This is a genomic window from Micromonospora sp. NPDC049366 (genome assembly GCF_044466625.1).
Lineage (GTDB): Bacteria > Actinomycetota > Actinomycetes > Mycobacteriales > Micromonosporaceae > Micromonospora.
In genome coordinates, this window is the sequence record NZ_JBITMV010000032.1 from 1 (window position 1) to 19654 (window position 19654).

At 69.8% G+C, this 19654-nt stretch carries 13 protein-coding genes and 2 CRISPR repeat arrays (1 of these 15 cut by a window edge); of the genes, 11 read left to right on the forward strand and 2 right to left on the reverse strand.

Going from position 1 to position 19654, the window contains the following annotated elements:
* Nucleotides 1-105: 105 nt before the first annotated feature.
* Nucleotides 106-377: direct repeats of the CRISPR family, unit length 28 nt; unit sequence GGATCACCCCCGCGTGCGCGGGGAGCAG.
* 142 nt (nucleotides 378-519) lie between these two features.
* Entirely contained in the window at nucleotides 520-2616 is a 2097-nt protein-coding gene (locus ACIBTV_RS29890) for a class I SAM-dependent DNA methyltransferase (RefSeq protein WP_396710272.1), read from the reverse strand.
* A 119-nt stretch (nucleotides 2617-2735) separates the two neighbouring features.
* Between ACIBTV_RS29890 and ACIBTV_RS29895 the strand changes: the two genes are divergently transcribed.
* Together ACIBTV_RS29895 and ACIBTV_RS29900 are read left to right on the forward strand one after the other, a co-directional pair.
* A complete protein-coding gene (locus ACIBTV_RS29895) occupies nucleotides 2736-2879 on the forward strand; it encodes a hypothetical protein (protein WP_396710274.1) in 144 nt (47 codons plus the stop codon).
* A gap of 90 nt (nucleotides 2880-2969) precedes the next feature.
* Nucleotides 2970-3656 carry a hypothetical protein gene (locus tag ACIBTV_RS29900; RefSeq protein WP_396710276.1) on the forward strand — a complete coding sequence of 229 codons (687 nt, stop codon included), beginning with the start codon at nucleotides 2970-2972 and terminating at the stop codon, nucleotides 3654-3656.
* Here the strand turns inward: ACIBTV_RS29900 and ACIBTV_RS29905 are convergent.
* Nucleotides 3585-4847 carry a protein kinase gene (locus ACIBTV_RS29905; protein ID WP_396710278.1) on the reverse strand — a complete coding sequence of 421 codons (1263 nt, stop codon included), beginning with the start codon at nucleotides 4845-4847 and terminating at the stop codon, nucleotides 3585-3587. The two genes, ACIBTV_RS29900 and ACIBTV_RS29905, sit on opposite strands and share 72 nt — an antisense overlap.
* A 263-nt stretch (nucleotides 4848-5110) precedes the next feature.
* Between ACIBTV_RS29905 and ACIBTV_RS29910 the strand changes: the two genes are divergently transcribed.
* Genes ACIBTV_RS29910 through cas2e form a run of 9 tightly spaced genes read left to right on the forward strand, consistent with a single transcriptional unit; the run spans nucleotide 5111 to nucleotide 16225 of the window.
* Nucleotides 5111-7213: a UvrD-helicase domain-containing protein gene (locus tag ACIBTV_RS29910; protein WP_396710280.1), complete on the forward strand. Its 2103-nt coding sequence runs from the start codon at nucleotides 5111-5113 to the stop codon at nucleotides 7211-7213.
* Nucleotides 7210-10059 (forward strand): CRISPR-associated helicase Cas3', encoded by a 2850-nt coding sequence (gene cas3, locus ACIBTV_RS29915; protein ID WP_396710282.1) that lies wholly within the window; start codon nucleotides 7210-7212, stop codon nucleotides 10057-10059. Before ACIBTV_RS29910 ends, cas3 begins: the two co-directional genes overlap by 4 nt.
* A gap of 23 nt (nucleotides 10060-10082) precedes the next feature.
* Complete coding sequence (gene casA / locus ACIBTV_RS29920) at nucleotides 10083-11744, forward strand: type I-E CRISPR-associated protein Cse1/CasA (RefSeq protein ID WP_396710284.1); 1662 nt, start codon at nucleotides 10083-10085, stop codon at nucleotides 11742-11744.
* Nucleotides 11741-12409 (forward strand): type I-E CRISPR-associated protein Cse2/CasB, encoded by a 669-nt coding sequence (gene casB, locus ACIBTV_RS29925; protein WP_396710286.1) that lies wholly within the window; start codon nucleotides 11741-11743, stop codon nucleotides 12407-12409. The genes casA and casB overlap by 4 nt, the downstream gene beginning before the upstream one ends.
* Nucleotides 12410-12411: 2 nt before the next feature.
* The gene (gene cas7e / locus ACIBTV_RS29930; RefSeq protein ID WP_396710288.1) at nucleotides 12412-13536 is read left to right on the forward strand and encodes a type I-E CRISPR-associated protein Cas7/Cse4/CasC; all 1125 of its coding nucleotides are present in this window, start codon (nucleotides 12412-12414) and stop codon (nucleotides 13534-13536) included.
* Entirely contained in the window at nucleotides 13533-14234 is a 702-nt protein-coding gene (gene cas5e / locus ACIBTV_RS29935) for a type I-E CRISPR-associated protein Cas5/CasD (RefSeq protein ID WP_396710290.1), read from the forward strand. The genes cas7e and cas5e overlap by 4 nt, the downstream gene beginning before the upstream one ends.
* 2 nt (nucleotides 14235-14236) lie before the next feature.
* A complete protein-coding gene (gene cas6e, locus ACIBTV_RS29940; protein ID WP_396710292.1) occupies nucleotides 14237-14902 on the forward strand; it encodes a type I-E CRISPR-associated protein Cas6/Cse3/CasE in 666 nt (221 codons plus the stop codon).
* A gap of 16 nt (nucleotides 14903-14918) precedes the next feature.
* Entirely contained in the window at nucleotides 14919-15869 is a 951-nt protein-coding gene (gene cas1e / locus ACIBTV_RS29945) for a type I-E CRISPR-associated endonuclease Cas1e (protein ID WP_396710294.1), read from the forward strand.
* On the forward strand, nucleotides 15869-16225 hold the full coding sequence (cas2e, locus tag ACIBTV_RS29950) for a type I-E CRISPR-associated endoribonuclease Cas2e (RefSeq protein ID WP_396710295.1): 357 nt from the start codon (nucleotides 15869-15871) through the stop codon (nucleotides 16223-16225). Before cas1e ends, cas2e begins: the two co-directional genes overlap by 1 nt.
* Nucleotides 16226-16385: 160 nt before the next feature.
* A CRISPR array of direct repeats spans nucleotides 16386-19654; the repeat unit is 28 nt; unit sequence GGATCACCCCCGCGTGCGCGGGGAGCAG; it runs 362 nt beyond the window's last position.

Consider the following 19654-nt stretch of genomic DNA (forward strand, 5'->3'; position numbering starts at 1 on the left):
CTCGAACAGATCGCCGCCGCCGCGGCCACCGGCCTTCCAACAGCACAAAGCTAAACAAAATCAAGAAACTGTCTCAGTTGACTTGACAGGTTCCGGTCCCCGGTCGGATCACCCCCGCGTGCGCGGGGAGCAGCCCCGCCCCCGACCGGATCGGAGTTGACCCCCGGGATCACCCCCGCGTGCGCGGGGAGCAGTGTTCGGCGAATACTCCGGTCATGGCTACAGCGGGATCACCCCCGCGTGCGCGGGGAGCAGCCACCATGAGTGGATGAGCAGCAAGCTGCGGTGGGATCACCCCCGCGTGCGCGGGGAGCAGGCCGACGTGTCCGCCGCGCCGAGGCCGAGGGACGGATCACCCCCGCGTGCGCGGGGAGCAGGCTTGTTGACCTGCGCCGCTAAAGATCAACTTCGTCAGTTTCATTCACTTGGTGTCCGGCGTCGGACCTCGCTACGGGGACCAGGGTACGCCACCTCCTCGTCGCTCCGCCGTGACTGTAACGGCCGTGAGGACATGTCTGGTCAGGACGGTGTGCCGAGGGTCCCGGTGATGAGGCCTTCGTTGATGTCTCGGGCGAGTGCCGCCCCGGTGGCCGCGGCTTGGTCAAGTTTGGTGCGGAACTCGACGAGTCGGCGGAAGGCACTTCCATACGCCTGCTGCTGGTCGAGTGGCAGGACGGGGATGGTGAGTTGTCTGATGTCGACTCGAAGGGACCCGGTGCTGCTTGCGGAGGTTCGGCCGGCGAGGCGCGGGTTGTCGGTTCGCGTGATGACGCCGGCGATGAACCAGGGGTCGAAGCGTGTTGTGTCGACGCGTAGCAACTGAACGCCAGGTCCTAGTTCGGCGCCGACTTGCTCGGGCGTGGCTACGTGGGCGGCGATGAGGCTGCTGATGCTCGGGACGAGGATGTCGCCGGGGGCGACTCTCGGCCCTGGCCCTTCGCTTAGCGGACGGGTGGTGGAGCCGGTTGGCGGGCCACCGGAGAGAACATCGGCAGCGGTGAGCACGGCGCTGGTGGTGGGGGTGTCGGCGCTGCGGCTGCGTGGTCCTCCGCGGTGGATGGTGATGCTGCCGGCCTTTACCAGGTCCGCGATGTTGGCTTGTGCGGTTTCGCGTAGCGTCGCCGCCTGCGTCCGGTTGACTGCGGGTAGGGCGCGCTTGATGCCGTCCAGGAGTTGATGGAATTCGTCGATCCTGGTGAGGATCTCGTCGGGCTTGGCGGCGAGTCCTTCGGGCTGCGGCAGGTAGCGTTGCGGCGTGAGGTTGACCTGGTCGTCGAGCATCTCTATGGCCGGCACGAGACGGTGCACTCCGGCTTCGCCGGCGTAGCGGTCGGAGAGGTAGCTTCGCCAGGCGGCGGTCACGACGTCGATGAGGGGTCGGCTGGTTGAGGCGTCCGTGGTGTCGACAACGAGCACGCCACCGGAGTGTGCGTGGTGCGGATCGGGTTGGTTGAGGACCCAGACGTGCAGGCCGATGCCGACTGGTGGCATCAGGCCGGCGGGCAGGGCGATGACCGCTCGTAGGGCGCCGCGGCGGACCAGTTCTGCGCGTACGCGACGGCCGGCTGGTCGTGTTGCGGCTGCCGGGGGCATGAGGACAACGGCGGTGCCACCCGGCGAGAGGTGAGCAAGGGCGTGCTGCACCCAGGCGAGTTCGGGTTCGGTGCGCGGGGGCAGTCCGTAGGTCCAGCGGGGGTCGTAGGCGAGGCGGTCGTGTCCCCAGTCGTGGATGCCGAACGGGAAGTTCGCTATGACGACATCGGCTCTCAGGTGGGGCAGAGCGTCGGCGAGGAGGCTGTCGCCGACGTGCACCTCAGGTGGCTGCCCGGCGTGACCCGCGCGGCGGGCGCGCAGGTGGACGAACCAGAGCCGGAGCGCGGTGATGAGGGCGTACTGCGGTTTGATTTCCTGCGCATAGCACCTGGTTGAAGTGCCGTCGGTGAGCGCTCGGTCGGCTGCCATCCGCAGGATCGTGCCGGTGCCGCTGGTGAAGTCGAAGGTGCTGGCTCCCGTGCCGGCGAGCGCCAGCATCACCTCGGCGACGGTGTCCGGGGTGCCGGCGAGGCCGGACAGCGACTGGGCCGAGGTCACGTACTGACTGTGGAGGTATTCGAAGGCGCTCTCGGGGTCCTGCTCCGACGCGAGCTGGTCGACGGTGTGCAGCAGCGTTATGAGCTGCGGGGTCCACTGCTTCGGGACCACGGCGTCGACCAGGCGGGCAATGGCAGGGTCGAGCGTGTGCAGGTGCGCGATGAGTTGGTGCGGTGTCGGCAGGTCCTCTGAGGTGGTGCTGGCGGTGTCGGCGCGTACGAGCAGGAAGGCGCCGGCGATGCCGAGTGCGTCGTTGAGCAGCGCAGCGGGCTGGTAACTCTCGATGTGTCGCCAGGCCCGCTCGTGGGTGGTGGCGTGGCGTAGCCGGCCATGGCTGCGCAGCCAGTCCTCGACCTCCCGGGCGTCGAAGGATGGGCTTGTCGGAGTTCCCCCGACGGGGGAAGGGAAGTCGGCGTATCGACGACGCCAGTTGCTCACCGCAGCCCTGCCGACGTTGGCCAGTCGTGCGATGCCGCTGGCGGTCAGGGTGGCGTCGCTCGGCGTCATGCTCGACTCAATCGTCACGCGTGAACGCTACCATGCGGTACCATCTTGTGTACACGGTTCACAGCCTGCTACCTTCTTCTCGTTCAGCCCGAGCAATGGTGGAGGAAGCCATGCCACGCCGCGGACGAAGCACCACCGTGGGAAAGATCGCCAAGTTCTGTCAGGACCGTCGAGCCTCCGAGATCCGTGTGCTCGGCGAGTTGATCCGTCAGGAGCAGCGCACGGCGCTCTCCGAGCAGCCGAAGACGCGCCTTGCGCAGGAGGGCTTACCACCCCGCTGACGACAGCTGTCATCTCTCACGATCGAAGGAGGACCATGAACACCCTTGCTCGTACCGCCGACCGTTGCGCCGACACCGTCTTTTCCGCCGGTGCCATTCCTGCTCTCCACGCCGTTTCCGTACAGCCACGGCGCACCGGCGGCCGTCGGCCCGGACGCGTATGCGCGTGTGCGCCTTGACCCCGTTGTCGGTGCGGCCATCGCGGACGCGTATCTGGCAGCGCCAGTGCGCGACGAGCGCGCCTACGCCGCCTACGCGGCGTTCTGCCGGGAGACGGTGCAGCAGTTCCATTTCCTGATTGGCCGGGTTGAGTTTGGTGGCCTGGGCATCACGGTGCGGATCGTTGACGAGGACCCCTACACCGAGGCCGGCCCCATGATCGACGATGTGCGTCATCGCCGATTGAGGGTCTGGGCCAGCGCCGCCAGCGGCAACCCGCATCCCTACCTCAGCGACGCCGAGAATGACATGTTCCGCGCTGTTCACGACGTCTTCGGGCATGCGGCGAGCGGCCGTGGCTTCGACCGCCACGGTGAGGAGGCGGCCTGGTTGAAGCACGCCACCATGTACTCAACGCTGGCCCGGCGCGCGATGACCACCGAAACGCGCGGGCAGAACTGTGCACAGGTCTTCCGCTACGGGGGCGGTCGGTTTCCCGAGCAGAAGGCGGCCCTGTTGCCCAGGGCCTTCAGCGATCCACGTCGCCTACGTCTCGGAGCGGCGCGGCACCGCGGAACGGTTGCTGCTCAGCTGTTCGATCTCCCGTCGCAACTGTAGTACCGCCGTATGCCGGGGTCCGTCTACCCGAAGCCGGTCCTGAAGCAGCAGGTTCAGCTGACGTAACGCTCGATCATGCTCGCCCAAGGGCACGTGGGCGCGGGCCGCGTGCAGTCGGAAGTCGAAGACCCGTTGATCGTCATCACCGTGCCGCCGCGCGTAATAGTCGGCGAGTTGGCGCCACAGCCGCGCGGCGGCACGGTACTCGCCGGCGGCCTGGAACTCGCCCACCTCGCGCGCGAGCTGCTCCACATCCAGCGCGCTCTGCTGGGCCGGCGTCGTCGCAGGGCGTCCCTGCTGCGGTACCCGCCCAACGATCGCCGCGTACGCCTGTACCGGGTGGGCAGTGTCGCTGAGCACGCCCGGAATCGGCGGGAGGTCCTCGACGAGCGGGGCCAGTACGGCGTACACCTCGGCGGCGGTGGCGGGCCGGTCCTGCGGGTCGACCGCCAGTAGGGCGTGGATCAGATCATCGAGCACGGCGGGTATGTCGGGTCGCAACCGGGCGGGCCGCGGGGGAGGGCTGTCCAACTGGTGTCGCAACAGTGCTGTGGTGGTGCCGTCGAACGGTGGGCAGGCGGTGAGCAGGTCGTAGAGCGTCGCTCCCAGGCCGTACAGGTCCGCGCGGTGGTCGGTGGGAGCACCCAGCACCTGTTCCGGTGCCATGTAGCCCAACGTGCCGAGGGCCTGCCCGGTCTGGGTGATCCGCGAGTATCGGTCGTCATCGCGCACCACGGCCAGGCCGAAGTCGAGCACCTTCACCGCGCCGCTCGTGTGCAGCATGATGTTGCTCGGCTTGATGTCACGATGCACCAGGCCGATCTGCAGCGCGGCGAGCAGGACGGTGCTGACCTGTGCGCCGATGGAGGCAGCCCACGCGATCGGCAACGGTCCCTGCTCGGCGATGAGGTCGGTGAGGGCGACCCCGTCAATCTTCTCCAGCACCAGATAGGGCACGCCGGCGTGCTCGCCGAGGTCGTAGACCGCTGGCACGCCCGGATGGTCGAGCCGGGCGGTCAGGAGCGCCTCGCGGCGGAAGCGGCGCACCAGGTCGACATCCAGCATGGCGGCGTTGACGAACTTCACGATGACCGGGCGGTCGAGCAGAGTGTCCTGTGCGGCCCAGACCTCGCCCATCCCCTTGTGCGCCAGGGGAAGGCGGCTCAGCTTGTACCGGTCCTTGAGGCTCACACCAGCTAACACGATGCTCAGCCTATCGGCCGAGCGGCTGCCACTCCCGGACCGAGACGAGGCCATCCGGATCGATCTGATGAAGGCCGACCACGAAAAGAACGATTGCAAACAGGGTTCACAAGAGGTTCAATGAGGATCGCGCTCCGAGGGGGCCGACGGTCCGTGCGCCCAGACCGGCCAGGCGACGTCAACGGCTCACGACGGTACCGGTGACGGCAGGCCCGCACCTGCCTACAAGCTGACAACGGGGGAGATGGGGCATGGCGGAGTTAGCCATCGACCGGGGATTCCTCCCCGCCTACGCCAAGCTGCAGCGCCGCGTGCAGCGGGCCGTGGATGCGGCCATCGGAAAGTTCGCCGAGCACACCCACGCCGGACTGCACCTGGAGAAGCTGGCCGGAGCTCGCGACCCGAACATCCGCACCATCCGCATCGACCAGTTCTACCGAGGTGTGGTGCTGTCCCTCGGCGAGCACAGATACGCCCTGCTCAACGTCCTGCCGCACGACGACGCCATCGCCTTCGCGGTCAGCCGGCGGTTCACCGTCAACCAAGCCCTCGGCGTGCTGGAGATGCGTGACCAGGCAGGAATCGAGAAGTTCGCCCGCAGCGAGCTTCCCGCGCCGGGAACCGGCACGTTGTTCCACCACGTGCCGACCGCCGACCTGATCCGGCTGGGCGTGGACGAAGACCTCGTTCCGCTGCTGCGGGTCATCGGAACCGACCAGCAGCTGGAGAGCCTGGGCGGACGGTTGCCCGAGATGCAGCTCGACGTGCTGCGTGGCCTCGCCAGCGGACTGCCAGTCGACGAGGTCTGGGCAGAGGTCGCCGACCGGGTGGTGTCCGGCGTGGACACCAATGATCTCCTCGCCGCCGCCCGCCGTACCCCCGAACGCATCGCCTTCGTCTCCGGGCCTGTGGAACTCGCCGCCATCCTCGCCCACCCGTTCGACGTGTGGCGCACCTTCCTGCACCCCACGCAACGCGACGTGGCCTACCGGCCGACCTACAGCGGTCCCGCGCTGGTGACCGGCAGCGCCGGAACGGGCAAGACGGTGACCGGTCTGCACCGAGCGGTGTTCCTCGCCGAGCAGCTACCTGAGGGCGAGAAGGTCCTACTCACCACCTTCACGCGCGCGCTCGCCGACGCGCTCTCCCGCCAGCTGCACCGGCTCACATCCCACCCGGCCGTGCGTGCACGCATCGACGTCATCAGCGTCGACCGGCTCGCCCACGAGATCGTCACCCGCGCCGGCGGCAAGGTCACCGTCGCCGAGAACGAGGTCATCGACCGGATGTGGGAAGCGGCCGCCAAGAACGGGCCAACCTACCTCAACCGTGCCGGCCAGACCGCCACACTCAGCGCCGCCTTCCTCAGGCGAGAGTGGGAGCAGGTCGTCCTGGCCCAGCGTCTGACCACCCTTGAGCAGTACCGCGACGCCCCCCGCAAAGGCCGCGGTGAGCGCCTGCGCGCCAGCCAACGCGAGCAGGTGTGGAGCGTCATCGACGGCGTCACGCGCGAGCTGGCGAAACGGCGCCTACGAACCCACACCCAGATCGCCGACGACGCGGCGGACATCGCCCGACTGGGACCGAGCCCCTACCGGCACGTCATCGTCGACGAAGGCCAAGACCTGCACCCCGCCCAGTGGCGGCTGCTGCGCGCACTCGTCGCACCCGGGCCGAACGACATGTTCCTGCTCGCCGACCCATACCAGCGCATCTACGACAGTCACGTATCGCTGAGCCAACTGGGCATCGAAGTCCGCGGGCGCACACGCAGACTCACCGTCAACTACCGCACCACGCACGAGATCCTGGACCTGTCGGTCCGGGTCCTGAACGGGGAACCCGCCGTCGGCTTGGACGGCGAGAGCGACACCCTGCGAGGCTACCGATCCGTCACCCGCGGTGGGCCCCCCGAGGTTACCGCCTGCGACACCCGCGACGGCGAGCTCGAAGCGCTGATCGAGCGAGTCGGCGCGTGGCTGGAGCAGGGCGTCGAGCCACACGCCATCGGCGTAGCTGCCCGCACCGGCCAACTCACGAAGACCATCAGCAAGGCGCTGGCCGACGCCTACATCCCCGTCGCCGACGACCAACGCGGTGCCGACGGCGTGCGGGTGGCGACCATGCACCGTTTGAAGGGCCTGGAGTTCCAGTGCCTCGCGGTCGTCGGACTGGACGCCGGCGTCCTGCCGGCTCCCCGCGCGATCACCTCCGCCGCAGAGGACCCGCACGCCCACAGGCAGGACCTTCAGCGTGAGCGGTGCCTGCTGTTCGTGGCGCTGACCCGCGCCCGCGACGTGCTCTACCTGTCACACACCGGCGCGCCCACCTCGTTGCTGGCAGTGACGCAGTGAGCCCCGACATCACCGGCGGCGGCCCGAAGCTGAGCGACGCCGCCCGCGCTGTCTGGGGCAAGACCGACCGCCGAGGCTTATCACCAGTTGGATGGCTGCCCCTGTGGCGCCACCTCGCCGACAGCGCCGACGTCGCCGGACACCTGTGGGACCACTGGTTGAGCCCGGCGGTGCGTCGACGCATCGCCGACGAACTACCCGGCGCAGACGCCGACGGCCGCACACTCGCGGTCTGGATCGCCGGGGTGCACGACATCGGCAAGGCAACCCCCGCCTTCGCCTGCCAGGCACCAGCCTTGGCGGAACGGATGCGCGATCACGGCCTCGGCTACCACCGCGACCTCATCCGCGCCGACCGACGCTACGCCCCCCACGCGACCGCCGGACACGTTGTTCTCGCCGACTGGCTCCACCAACAGGACTGGGATGACCCGCACCCGTACGCCGTCATCGTCGGCGGCCACCACGGCGCTCCGCCGACGGACGAGGGTCTCCGCGACGTACAGGTACGCCCTCACCTGCTCGGCGACGATGCCTGGCGCCAGGCGCGGCAGGAGCTGCTCACCTGGATGGCGCAGCGCTCCGGCGCCGGTGACCGACTCGCCGACTGGCGTGACGTGCCGCTGTCGCAGCCGGCCCAGGCCGCTCTCACCGGCCTTGTCATCGTCGCTGACTGGATCGCCAGTAACGAGGATCTTTTCCCCTACATGCTCGACGGCACCGACTCCGACCGACTGCAGAGCGGGTGGGACCTGCTGGACCTGCCGGTGCCCTGGCGACCGGCCGAACCGCCGCAGACCGTGAACGACCTGTTCGCCGCCCGATTCCATCTGCCCCCAGGCGCCACAGTCCGCCCTGTTCAAAGCACCGCCACCGAACTCGCCGCCACCATGCCCACCCCCGGCATGATGATCGTCGAGGCGGCCATGGGAGAAGGCAAGACCGAGGCCGCTCTCGCCGCGGTGGAGATCCTTGCCCGCCGCATCGGCGCCTCCGGCTGCTACCTCGCCCTGCCCACCCGCGCCACCAGCGACGCGATGTTCGGCCGCATGCTGTCCTGGCTGCGTCAGCTGCCCGACGCCCGACTCGGCCGAGGCGACCGCGACGTCCGACTGGCGCACGGCAAGGCCGCCCTCAACCCCGAGTACGACCAGCTCCGGACAACATCGCTGCCCAGCGGCATCGCCGAAGACAGCGGCGGTGCCGCCGTCGGTGTCCACGCCTGGCTGGCCGGGCCGAAACGAGCCCTCCTGTCCAGCTTTGTCGTCGGCACCATCGACCAGCTGCTGTTCGCCGCGCTGCGCGGCAAGCACCTTGTGCTGCGTCACCTCGGCCTCGCCGGCAAGATCGTCGTCATCGATGAGGCCCACGCATACGACGTCTACATGGGCCGCTTCCTGGATCGGGCACTCGAGTGGCTCGGTGCCTACGGTGTCCCGGTCATCGTGCTATCCGCGACGCTGCCCGCGCACCGCCGGGCCGAGCTGATGGCGGCCTACGACAACGGACGGCTCGGGGCACCCCCTCCGCCAACGTGGCGCGACCGCGGCAAGCCGCGCCCCGACCCCTACAGTCCGCTCCGCGCTGACCTCCGCTATCCCCTCATCACTGTCTCGAACGCAGAGCGCGGCGCGACCGCCACCACCTGCACCGAATCCGGCCGAAGCCTCCAGGTCACACTGCGACGCCTCGACGACGACCTACCCACGCTCGTTGAACTCCTGCGCGACCGCTTGGCCGACGGCGGCTGCGCGCTCGTGGTCCGCAACACCGTCACCCGGGTTCACGAGACCGCAGCCGCGCTGCGAACAGCCCTCGGGCCGGAAACGCCGGTGTCGGTAGCGCACTCACGATTCATGGCCGTCGACCGCGCCGCCAAGGACCGCTGGCTGCGCGACACGTTCGGCCCCCCCGACGCTGGCAGCAACCGCCCGCGCCGGCACGTCGTGGTCGCCAGCCAGGTCGCCGAACAATCCCTGGACATCGATTTCGACCTGCTCATCACCGACCTGGCCCCGATCGACCTGATACTGCAGCGCATCGGCCGACTCCATCGACACCCCCGCAACGCGCGACCCGCCCCCGTCGCCACACCGATGTGCTGGATCACCGGCGCCGACTGGACCACCCAGCCACCACAGCCGGTCACCGGATCTCGGCGGGTCTACCAACCGGCGACGCTGCTGCGCAGCGCGGCGGCCCTACTCCCGCACCTCGACGGCGTGCCTCTGCGCCTGCCGTCGGACATCGCACCGCTGACCCAAACCGCCTACGGCACCGATCCCCTCGGCCCCGCCTCGTGGCAGCCCACGATGACCGAAGCGGAGGCGAAGCAGCGCGACGACTTCACCGCCAAGGAACTCAAAGCGGACAGCTTCCGCCTCGGCAGCGTCGACGCCCCCGGCGTTCCCCTAATCGGCTGGCTCGCCGGCGGCATCGCCGGCACCAACGACCGCGCCGCCCAGGGACACGTTCGCGACACCGACGCAGAGTCCCTGGAAGTCCTGCTGCTGGTACGCACGCCAGACGGGCTGGTGCTCCCGCCATGGATCGACGGGGGTGGAGTGCTCGTGCCTACCAGCAGCACCCCGCGCTGGCCCCTGCCCAGACAGATCGCGCGCTGCACGCTGCCGTTGCCGCCGGCCATGACCGCCAGCGACGTCGTCGATGAGGTGATCGCCGACCTGGAGCGCCGCATCGACGTCAGCGGCTGGCAGGACAGCCATTGGCTCGCCGGTGAGCTGGTGCTCGACATCGGCACCGACGGGACAGCATCCGTGGCCGGCTTCGACCTGCACTACGACCCGACCGAAGGGCTACGCGTCACCCGCGCTGCCCGACCCTGACCGAACGAAGGAGGTGAGGCTCGATGAACAGCTCACCGCGGGAAACTCAGTTCTCACTGCTGGACGAAACGTGGATCCCCCTCCTCGACGACGCGGGCCAACGCCGCGACGTCTCGCTGCAGGACCTCTTCGAACAGGCCGGCCGCGCCCGCATGATCGCCTGCGACCTGCCGACGCAATCGTTTGCGATCTTGCGGCTGGCGCTGGCGATCCTGCACCGTGCTACCGGCGGTCCTCCCGGGGAAGCCGCCTGGCGGACACTGTGGCGTGACCGACAGGTGCCGATCAACGAGATCCGCGACTACCTCGACACCTTCCGCGATCGCTTCGACCTCCTGCATCCGACGCAGCCGTTCTACCAGGTAGCCGACCTGCGGGCGGCGAAGGACAACACCTACGGGCTGGAACGGCTCATCGCCGACGTTCCCAACGGCCTGCCGTTTCTCACCACTCGCGCGGGAACGGGAATGGAGTCCATCTCGCCCGCCGAGGCGGCCCGCTGGCTCGTGCACTGCCAGGCGTACGACCCGTCCGGCATCAAGACCGGGGCGGTCGGCGACCCTCGCGTCAAGGGGGGCCGCGGGTATCCCATCGGCGTAGCGACCCTCGGGTCGCTGGGAGGCGTGTACCTGGAGGGCACCACGCTGCTGGAGACTCTGCTGCTCAACCTGGTGCCGATCGCGCCCGGCTGGCAACGATCCGACGAACGGGACCTGCCGATCTGGGAGCGGGACCCGCAAGCGGCCACCGAGGAATCGGATGTCACGCGCGGCCCCTACGGTCTGCTCAGCCTCTACACGTGGCAGTCGCGCCGAATCCGACTCTTCGGTGACCGAAGCGGCATCACCGGCGCGATGATCGCCAACGGTGACCGGTTCGATTGGCAGGACCGGCACCTGCTGGAGCCCATGAGCGTGTGGGGCCGCAGCGGCCCCCGGGAGCGAGAGCAGAAGCGCACGCCGATCTACCTGCCCCGCTCCCACGACCACAGCCGCGCCTTGTGGCGTGGACTGCAGACCCTGCTGCCGGCACCACCGGCCCCCGGCGCGGAGCCCCCACAGCGCCTCTCACCCATGGTGGTGCAGTGGCTGGCCCGACTGACCGTCACCGGAGCCATCGAGCCGGACTTCCACGTCCGCCCGCGCGCTGTGAGCATCACCTACGGCACCCAGCAGGCGGTCGTCGACGAGGTCTTCAGCGACGCGCTGACGATGAACGTGCTGACTCTTGTCGAGGACTCACCGCTGCGCGCCGCCGTCGTCGACTCCGCCGCCGACGCCGAAGCCGCGGTGACCGTGCTACGGCGGCTCGCCGAGAACCTCGCGCGGGCCGCCGGCAGCCGGGACACCGACAGCGGCGAAGCCGAGCGTGCGGGCGAGCGCGCGTACGCACTGCTGGACCGCGACTTCCGCGACTGGCTGGCGCGGCTCGGTCCCGAGAGCGACCCGGTCAGCGAACGTGCGGGCTGGCAGCGACACGTCCGCCGGGCCGTCCGCCGCCTCGGTGGCGAACTGGTCACCGAGGCCGGACCGAAGGCCTGGGTAGGCCGTACCGGCACCGACCGGATGGGCAGGGACGTGCACTACTCCAGCTCCCAAGCCGAGGCGTGGTTCCTCGCCGGCCTGGCCAAGGCGTTGCCGATGGCGGCCGAATCCCCGCAGCAGAGGCAGGAGGAACCCGTATGACCACGATCGAGACCGAACAGCCGACCGACCCGGTACCGAAGGGGTGGAGGAGACGCCGCAGCGAGTTCGGCGACCACGTCGCCCGCACCGTCGGCGCACTACAGGCACGCGTTCTGAGCGCCGTGCCGCAACCCGAGGCGGTCAGCGCGCTGGCCCGACTACGCCGCGGCATCGGCCGCACGCCAGGCTTCGACGTCACCCTCGAGCGTTATCTGCACGTGCCGGAACCCCTGCTCGGACACCGGCCGGCCGACGACGCAGAGGCCGCGGACACCGAACACGCCGTGCACGACAGCGTGACCCTCTACGCGCTCCACCAACAGGCCCGCCGGGAACGGATGCACGTAGACGGCCGCGGGCTGGGGCAAGCACTCGCCGACCTGGTCCGCCGATCCGGCGGACCCGACGGCGTCCGACGCCGGTTCGCCGCCCTCGGCACCGCCAGCACCTACCAGGAAAGCATCTACCACCTGCGCAGCCTGGTCACCATGCTGCGGGAACACCAGATCCCCATCGACTACGGACTCCTCGCCGACGACCTGTGGACGCTGCGCCGACCCGGAGGGCCCGCCAAGGTCCAGGCCATCTGGGGACGCGAATTCTTCCGCAGCCGGCCCAGCACCGACGTCGACGCCCCCGCACCGGAAACCGCAGAGGAGAACTGAGCATGAACCGCACCATCATCGACGTTTACGCCCTGCAGACGGTACCGCCGAGCAACCTCAACCGCGACGACACCGGCTCGCCCAAGACCGCCATCTACGGCGGCGTCCGGCGCGCGAGGGTCTCCAGCCAGGCATGGAAGCGCGCCATCCGGCTGGCGTTCGCCGACTTGCTCGACCGATCGCAGCTCGGTGAACGCACCAAGCGGGTGGGCGAGTCGCTTGCCGCGCGGATCAAAGCCCTCGACCCGAGCCTCAGCGACGAGGACGCGTCCAAGCTTGCCGCCGACACGTTCGTCGCCGGAGGGCTCGCCAAGGCCGAGAAGAAGAAGGGCGAGGTGAAAGACGTCGAGTCCGGCTACCTGCTGTTCCTGAGCCACCGGCAACTGGACAACCTCGCCGCCGCCGCACTGGACGCCGCACGCGCCGGCACCAGCCTCGACAAGGCCCAATTCAAGGCCCTGGCCAACACCGAACACTCCGTCGACATCGCCATGTTCGGCCGCATGCTCGCGGACATGGCCGACATCAACGTCGACGCCGCCTGCCAGGTCTCCCACGCCATCAGCGTCCACGCCGTCGACAACGAGTTCGACTACTTCACCGCCGTCGACGATCGCAAGAACGACGCCTCCGAGACCGGCGCCGGCATGATCGGCACCATCGAGTTCAACTCGTCCACCCTCTACCGCTACGCGACGCTCGACGTCGACGCACTGCACCGCACACTCGGCGACGCTGCCGCCACCCGCGCCGCCGTCGAAGCGTTCCTCACCGCATTCGCCCGCAGCATGCCGACCGGCAAGCAGAACACCTTCGCCCACCGCACGCTCCCCGACGCGGTGCTCGTGCGGCTACGCGACACACAGCCCATCAACCTCGTCGGGGCCTTCGAAACCCCCATCCGCGAAACCCACGCCGCCGGCCGGGTCGAGCTTGCCGCGGCCGCACTGGCCACGCACATCGTGGCGGTCGAGAACGCCTACGGCGAGCGGCCGCTGGCCAGCTGGGTCACCCAGGTCGGTGACAAAACCGCGGTGCTGGCCGACCTCGGCAAGGCGGTCAGCTTCAGCGAACTGGTCAACGGGGTCGGAGAGCACGTCGCAGTGGTGCTCGGGCAGCCGGCATGAGCGTGCTACTGCTCAGGCTGGCGGGACCCCTGCAGTCCTGGGGCTCGTCCAGCCGCTTCGCCCGCCGGGGCACCGAGGTGGCACCGACCAAGAGCGGAGTGATCGGTCTGCTAGCCGCCGCCAAGGGCATCCGACGCACCGAGCCACTCACCGAATTGTTCGGCCTGACATTCGGCGTACGCCTGGACCAACCAGGCCAGATTCTGCGGGACTTCCAGACTGCCCGACCCCTGGACGGTCGTGGCAGCGCACCGTTGACCTACCGCTACTACCTCTCCGACGCGGCCTTCCTTGCCGCGGTCGCTGGCGAGGAGAAGCTGCTGCATGGCCTGGCGGAGGCACTGAACAGGCCGCAGTTTCCCCTCTACCTCGGGCGCCGATCATGCCCGCCGGTCGGGCCGGTCAGCCTCGGCGTACACGCAGGAACCATCGACAGCGCGTTGACGCAGTGGCCCTGGATTGCCGCAGAGTGGCACCGTCGCCGATGCGCCCCCACGGTCCGGTTGGAAATCATCCGCGACGCCCTGCCCCACGAACCCGTCACCGACACCGTGCCCGACGAACCGGTGAGCTTCGACCCCGCGCACCGGCAGCACAGCTGGCGCTCCGTGCTCCGCCGACACGTCGACGTCACCAACGACATCGCCGAACGCGCCGGCGTTGACGAGCACGACCCGCTGAGCCTGTTGGGAGGCTGACGATGTTCCTCACCCGCTTCCAGATCAACCCTGCCCGGCGCGGCGCCCGCAAACTACTCTCCTCGCCACACGCGCTGCACGCCGCCGTCCGCGCCGCCTTCGCCGAACCAGAAGACCACGAACGCGACGGCAGCCGCACCCTCTGGCGACTCGACACCTCCGCCCCGGGCAGAATGCTCCTCTACATCGTCAGCCCTGGCCGGCCCGACCTCACCCACCTCGTCGAACAAGCCGGATGGCCCACCACCGAGGCATGGGTCACCCGCGACTACGACGGGTTGCTCGACTCACTGCACCCCGGCCAGACCTGGGCGTTCCGCCTCACCGCCAACCCCTCCCACAGTGGGCGCAAGACCGCTGACGCCAAGGAGACCCAGCGCTTCGGCTACCTGCGCGAAGAGGAACAGATCGGGTGGCTGACCAACCGGGCCACCCGGCACGGCTTCACCATCGCAACCCAACACGACGGGCGACCCAACCTGCACCTACACCACCGCCGGACGCAGAGCTTCAAACGCGGCCTGGGCACCGTCACCCTGACCACTGTCACCTACGACGGCATCCTCCAGGTCGCCGATGCCAACGCCTTCCGCCAGACCCTGACCCGGGGAATCGGCCACGCCAAGGCGTACGGCTGCGGCCTGCTCACTCTCGCCCCCGCGGGCTGAACTGAGGGAGAGCGCAATGAAGATCCCTGGCGCACCGCCAGCCGAAATCGCCGACCTGTCCCGCGCCGAGGACCGCATCAGCTTCCTCTACCTCGAGCGCAGCGTCATCCACCGTGACAGCAACGCGATCACCGCCACCGACGACCAGGGCACCGTCCACATCCCGGCCGCCTCAGTCGGCGTACTGCTCCTCGGACCCGGCACCAGCATCACCCACCAAGCCATCGCCCTGCTCGCCGATCACGGAGCCACCGCCGTCTGGGTCGGCGAGCGAGGCGTGCGCTACTACGCCCACGGCCGATCGCTCGCCGCCTCCAGCCGACTGCTCCAAGCCCAAGCCGCCGCGGTCAGCCACCGCGACCGCCGGCTCGCCGTCGCCCGCACCATGTACGCGATGCGCTTCCCCGGCGAAAACACCGCCAACCTCACCATGCAACAGCTTCGCGGCAAGGAAGGTGCACGAGTCCGCCGCACCTACCGTCAACACGCCGAACGAACCGGCGTCACCTGGAATCACCGCGACTACGACCGGACCGACTTCGCCGGCGGCGACCCCATCAACCAAGCCCTCTCAGCAGCACACGCCTGCCTCTACGGCATCGTGCACACGGTCATCGTCGCGCTCGGGGCCGCACCCGGACTCGGCTTCGTCCACACCGGCCACGAGCGCGCCTTCGTCTACGACATAGCTGACCTCTACAAAGCCGAAATCACCATCCCCGTGGCCTTCGACATCGCCGCCAACGGCTCCACCGACATCCCCGCCGACACCCGACGAGCCGTACGGGACCGCGTACACGACGGAGCAATCCTCGCGCGATGCGTACGAGACATCAGAATGCTGCTGCTCCAACCCGAAACCACCGGGGACATCGAAGACGAAGACACCCTACGCTTGTGGGACGACAGCGGAATCGAACTCAGCGCCGGGCGCAACTACGCTGACACGGGCGAGATCGACTTCTGATGACCGTCATCATCCTCACCGCCTGCCCACCAGGCCTCCGCGGACACCTCACCCAATGGCTGATCGAGATCTCCGCAGGCGTGTACGTCGGGCACATCTCCACCCGCGTACGCAACAGACTGTGGATGCGAGTAGTCGACATGGCAGGTCCAGGGCGTGCACTGATGGTCTTCCAAGTTCGTGGCGAACAGCGACTCTCCTTCGTAGCGCACGACCATCACTGGGTCCCCGTCGACGTCGACGGAGTGGTCCTGATGCGTAGACCAGCTGAACCAACCAAGAACCCCGCCCTGCCCAGTGGGTGGAGCAAGGCATCCAAGCGCCGCCGATTCGGACGTCGCGGACGACCGGCGTAGTACCGCCGCAGGCAACTCGCGGCCAGTAATGCTGGCTTGAAGACCCAGATCAACCCGACGTGCGCGGCAACAGTCAGCATGGGACTGGCAATGCTCGAGCCGGCAGGATCACTCCGTGCACGGGGAGTAGCCGCTCGATCAGTACAACGTTCCATCCAGCTCGGGATCACCCCCGCCTGCGCGGGGAGCAGAAGTCGCCCGACCATGTTGCGGTGAACAGGGCAGGATCACCCCTGCGTGCGCGGGGAGCAGAACCCGGCGGTGGTGTTCGCGGCGGCGTTCTGCGGATCACCCCCGCGTGCGCGGAGAGCAGCGGGGCGGGCCTGGCAGGGTGCCCGCCCCGATCGGGATCACCCCCGCGTGCGCGGGGAGCGGGGAGGCTGGTGGGCCGCCGGGAGGGTCGCACGGGGATCACCCCCGCGTGCGCGGGGAGCAGGTCGTGTCCAACGCCGGCTACTCGACGTCGACGGGATCACCCCCGCGTGCGCGGGGAGCAGTGCTCCAACAGGTCGCGGATGCCCGCGAGCCCGGGATCACCCCCGCGTGCGCGGGGAGCAGGACGCCAACGGCGGGTACCTCGTCCCGTTCACCGGATCACCCCCGCGTGCGCGGGGAGCAGTGTTCGGGCAGTACGTGTACGCCAACCTGCACGGGATCACCCCCGCGTGCGCGGGGAGCAGACGACGAGGTCCTGGAACTCCGTCCGGGTCGCCGGATCACCCCCGCGTGCGCGGGGAGCAGCCCTGGTCACGCTGGAAAGCCTCGATCAGCCGCGGATCACCCCCGCGTGCGCGGGGAGCAGGCGTGCCTGATCGCCGCCGCCGAACTGTGGAAGGGATCACCCCCGCGTGCGCGGGGAGCAGCCCTGGTCACGCTGGAAAGCCTCGATCAGCCGCGGATCACCCCCGCGTGCGCGGGGAGCAGGCGTGCCTGATCGCCGCCGCCGAACTGTGGAAGGGATCACCCCCGCGTGCGCGGGGAGCAGATCGGACGGGTACCCGCGGGCACGCTAGCGGCGGGATCACCCCCGCGTGCGCGGGGAGCAGGAGCCGGTCGACGAGGCCGAACTGTTCGGCGAGGGATCACCCCCGCGTGCGCGGGGAGCAGGCGGCCTCGAGCTCCGCCACCGCGGCGGACACCGGATCACCCCCGCGTGCGCGGGGAGCAGAGCTCGAGGTCGGGGATCGACAGGGGCGTGAACGGATCACCCCCGCGTGCGCGGGGAGCAGAACCTCGCCGCCACGAACCTCACCTACCCGCAGGGATCACCCCCGCGTGCGCGGGGAGCAGCACCTACCGCGTCCCCAACAAGCAGTGAGCGTCGGATCACCCCCGCGTGCGCGGGGAGCAGCCGCGGCGGCGCCCTGGAGGCGCACTTCACCCGGGATCACCCCCGCGTGCGCGGGGAGCAGTGCGCGACGCGGACGGCGACAAGCTCGACGTCGGGATCACCCCCGCGTGCGCGGGGAGCAGCTACGATGCCCCGGGCGCCACCCGGGCGCACCAGGATCACCCCCGCGTGCGCGGGGAGCAGACGGTGCGGGCCTGCTCCAACACCAGCTTCGTCGGATCACCCCCGCGTGCGCGGGGAGCAGGGCATCACCGTCGCCCTGGCGGTCCTCGGCGCGGGATCACCCCCGCGTGCGCGGGGAGCAGTCCCGCCCGGCCTGGGTGTTCGGGTCGATGCCCGGATCACCCCCGCGTGCGCGGGGAGCAGCCCCCACTGCCTCTCCGGCAGGGGGGCCGCTGGATCACCCCCGCGTGCGCGGGGAGCAGAGGGGTACGTCGCGGCTACCAGCCGGGGCGGACGGATCACCCCCGCGTGCGCGGGGAGCAGCCTGTGGGCACAGCTCACCGACCCCGACCACCAGGATCACCCCCGCGTGCGCGGGGAGCAGGAGCTGCTGATCGACCTGGCTCGGGAGGCCGGGGGATCACCCCCGCGTGCGCGGGGAGCAGACGGATCGCGTCGACTGTCTCGGCCGGCAACTCGGATCACCCCCGCGTGCGCGGGGAGCAGTCCGCTGATATTGGCGCGATCGAGTGGCGCCGGGGATCACCCCCGCGTGCGCGGGGAGCAGGGGTCGAGCAACGGCAACCAGAACGCCATCGCCGGATCACCCCCGCGTGCGCGGGGAGCAGGCGCCGTCGACCGTCTGCCCGAGGTGGCCGTCGAGGGATCACCCCCGCGTGCGCGGGGAGCAGCCGACGATGGCCCACTTGGCCTCCCCGGCCGACGGATCACCCCCGCGTGCGCGGGGAGCAGGCAGTGTTCGGCTGCTCGCCGTCGCCCGGGTCAGGATCACCCCCGCGTGCGCGGGGAGCAGCGCTGCCGGAGCAGCGGTTGAAGGCGGTGCGGGGGATCACCCCCGCGTGCGCGGGGAGCAGGGTGTGCGGTTCGTTCAGGGCCGCAACAGCTACGGATCACCCCCGCGTGCGCGGGGAGCAGAAGCCGCCGCGGTTCTGCTTCCGGGCCGTCGAGGGATCACCCCCGCGTGCGCGGGGAGCAGACCAGCTCGTCCGGCTCCACCACACGGCTCAGCGGATCACCCCCGCGTGCGCGGGGAGCAGTTGACGGCGGCGAGGGCGAGCAGGACGAGGCCCGGATCACCCCCGCGTGCGCGGGGAGCAGGTGTACGGGCAGCACGCGTCGGCGTCTCACCGGGGATCACCCCCGCGTGCGCGGGGAGCAGGCTGGGTCGAGAAGGCCAACGCCGCCCGTGAACGGATCACCCCCGCGTGCGCGGGGAGCAGATGGTCGCCCCGGCAAGGGTCGGCGGTCGGTCCGGATCACCCCCGCGTGCGCGGGGAGCAGCGCATCTCGGAGACCATCTCGCGGCGCAGGTCCGGATCACCCCCGCGTGCGCGGGGAGCAGCAGATGTTCGGCGCTGTGGGTGTCGCGGTGCCGGGATCACCCCCGCGTGCGCGGGGAGCAGGACCCCCTGACCTGCCCCCTCATTCGGGTTCAAGGATCACCCCCGCGTGCGCGGGGAGCAGCTCACCGACGACATCGAGTACGCCATCGACGGAGGATCACCCCCGCGTGCGCGGGGAGCAGGATGGTGACCGCCCCGCCGGAGTCCGCCACCCCGGATCACCCCCGCGTGCGCGGGGAGCAGGTTCAGCGCGATGAGTCCACCGGCACGGCTGTCGGATCACCCCCGCGTGCGCGGGGAGCAGGATGAGGGCGGCGACGGCGCGCTGGGCGGCGTCGGATCACCCCCGCGTGCGCGGGGAGCAGGCGTTCAGCTCGGTGGTGGTGGGGGCGGCCTTGGGATCACCCCCGCGTGCGCGGGGAGCAGAGCCACGCCGAGAAGGTGTGCAGGTTGTGGCCCGGATCACCCCCGCGTGCGCGGGGAGCAGATCTTCGTCGGCACCTCGTAGCGGGCGACCGTGGGATCACCCCCGCGTGCGCGGGGAGCAGGGTG

Coding starts and splice junctions, on each gene's coding strand:
- ACIBTV_RS29910 (WP_396710280.1), top strand. CDS start 5,111: ATGGCGGAGTTAGCCATCGACCGGGGATTCCTCCCCGCCTACGCCAAG.
- casA (WP_396710284.1), top strand. CDS start 10,083: ATGAACAGCTCACCGCGGGAAACTCAGTTCTCACTGCTGGACGAAACG.
- cas5e (WP_396710290.1), top strand. CDS start 13,533: ATGAGCGTGCTACTGCTCAGGCTGGCGGGACCCCTGCAGTCCTGGGGC.
- cas1e (WP_396710294.1), top strand. CDS start 14,919: ATGAAGATCCCTGGCGCACCGCCAGCCGAAATCGCCGACCTGTCCCGC.
- cas2e (WP_396710295.1), top strand. CDS start 15,869: ATGACCGTCATCATCCTCACCGCCTGCCCACCAGGCCTCCGCGGACAC.
- casB (WP_396710286.1), top strand. CDS start 11,741: ATGACCACGATCGAGACCGAACAGCCGACCGACCCGGTACCGAAGGGG.
- cas6e (WP_396710292.1), top strand. CDS start 14,237: ATGTTCCTCACCCGCTTCCAGATCAACCCTGCCCGGCGCGGCGCCCGC.
- cas7e (WP_396710288.1), top strand. CDS start 12,412: ATGAACCGCACCATCATCGACGTTTACGCCCTGCAGACGGTACCGCCG.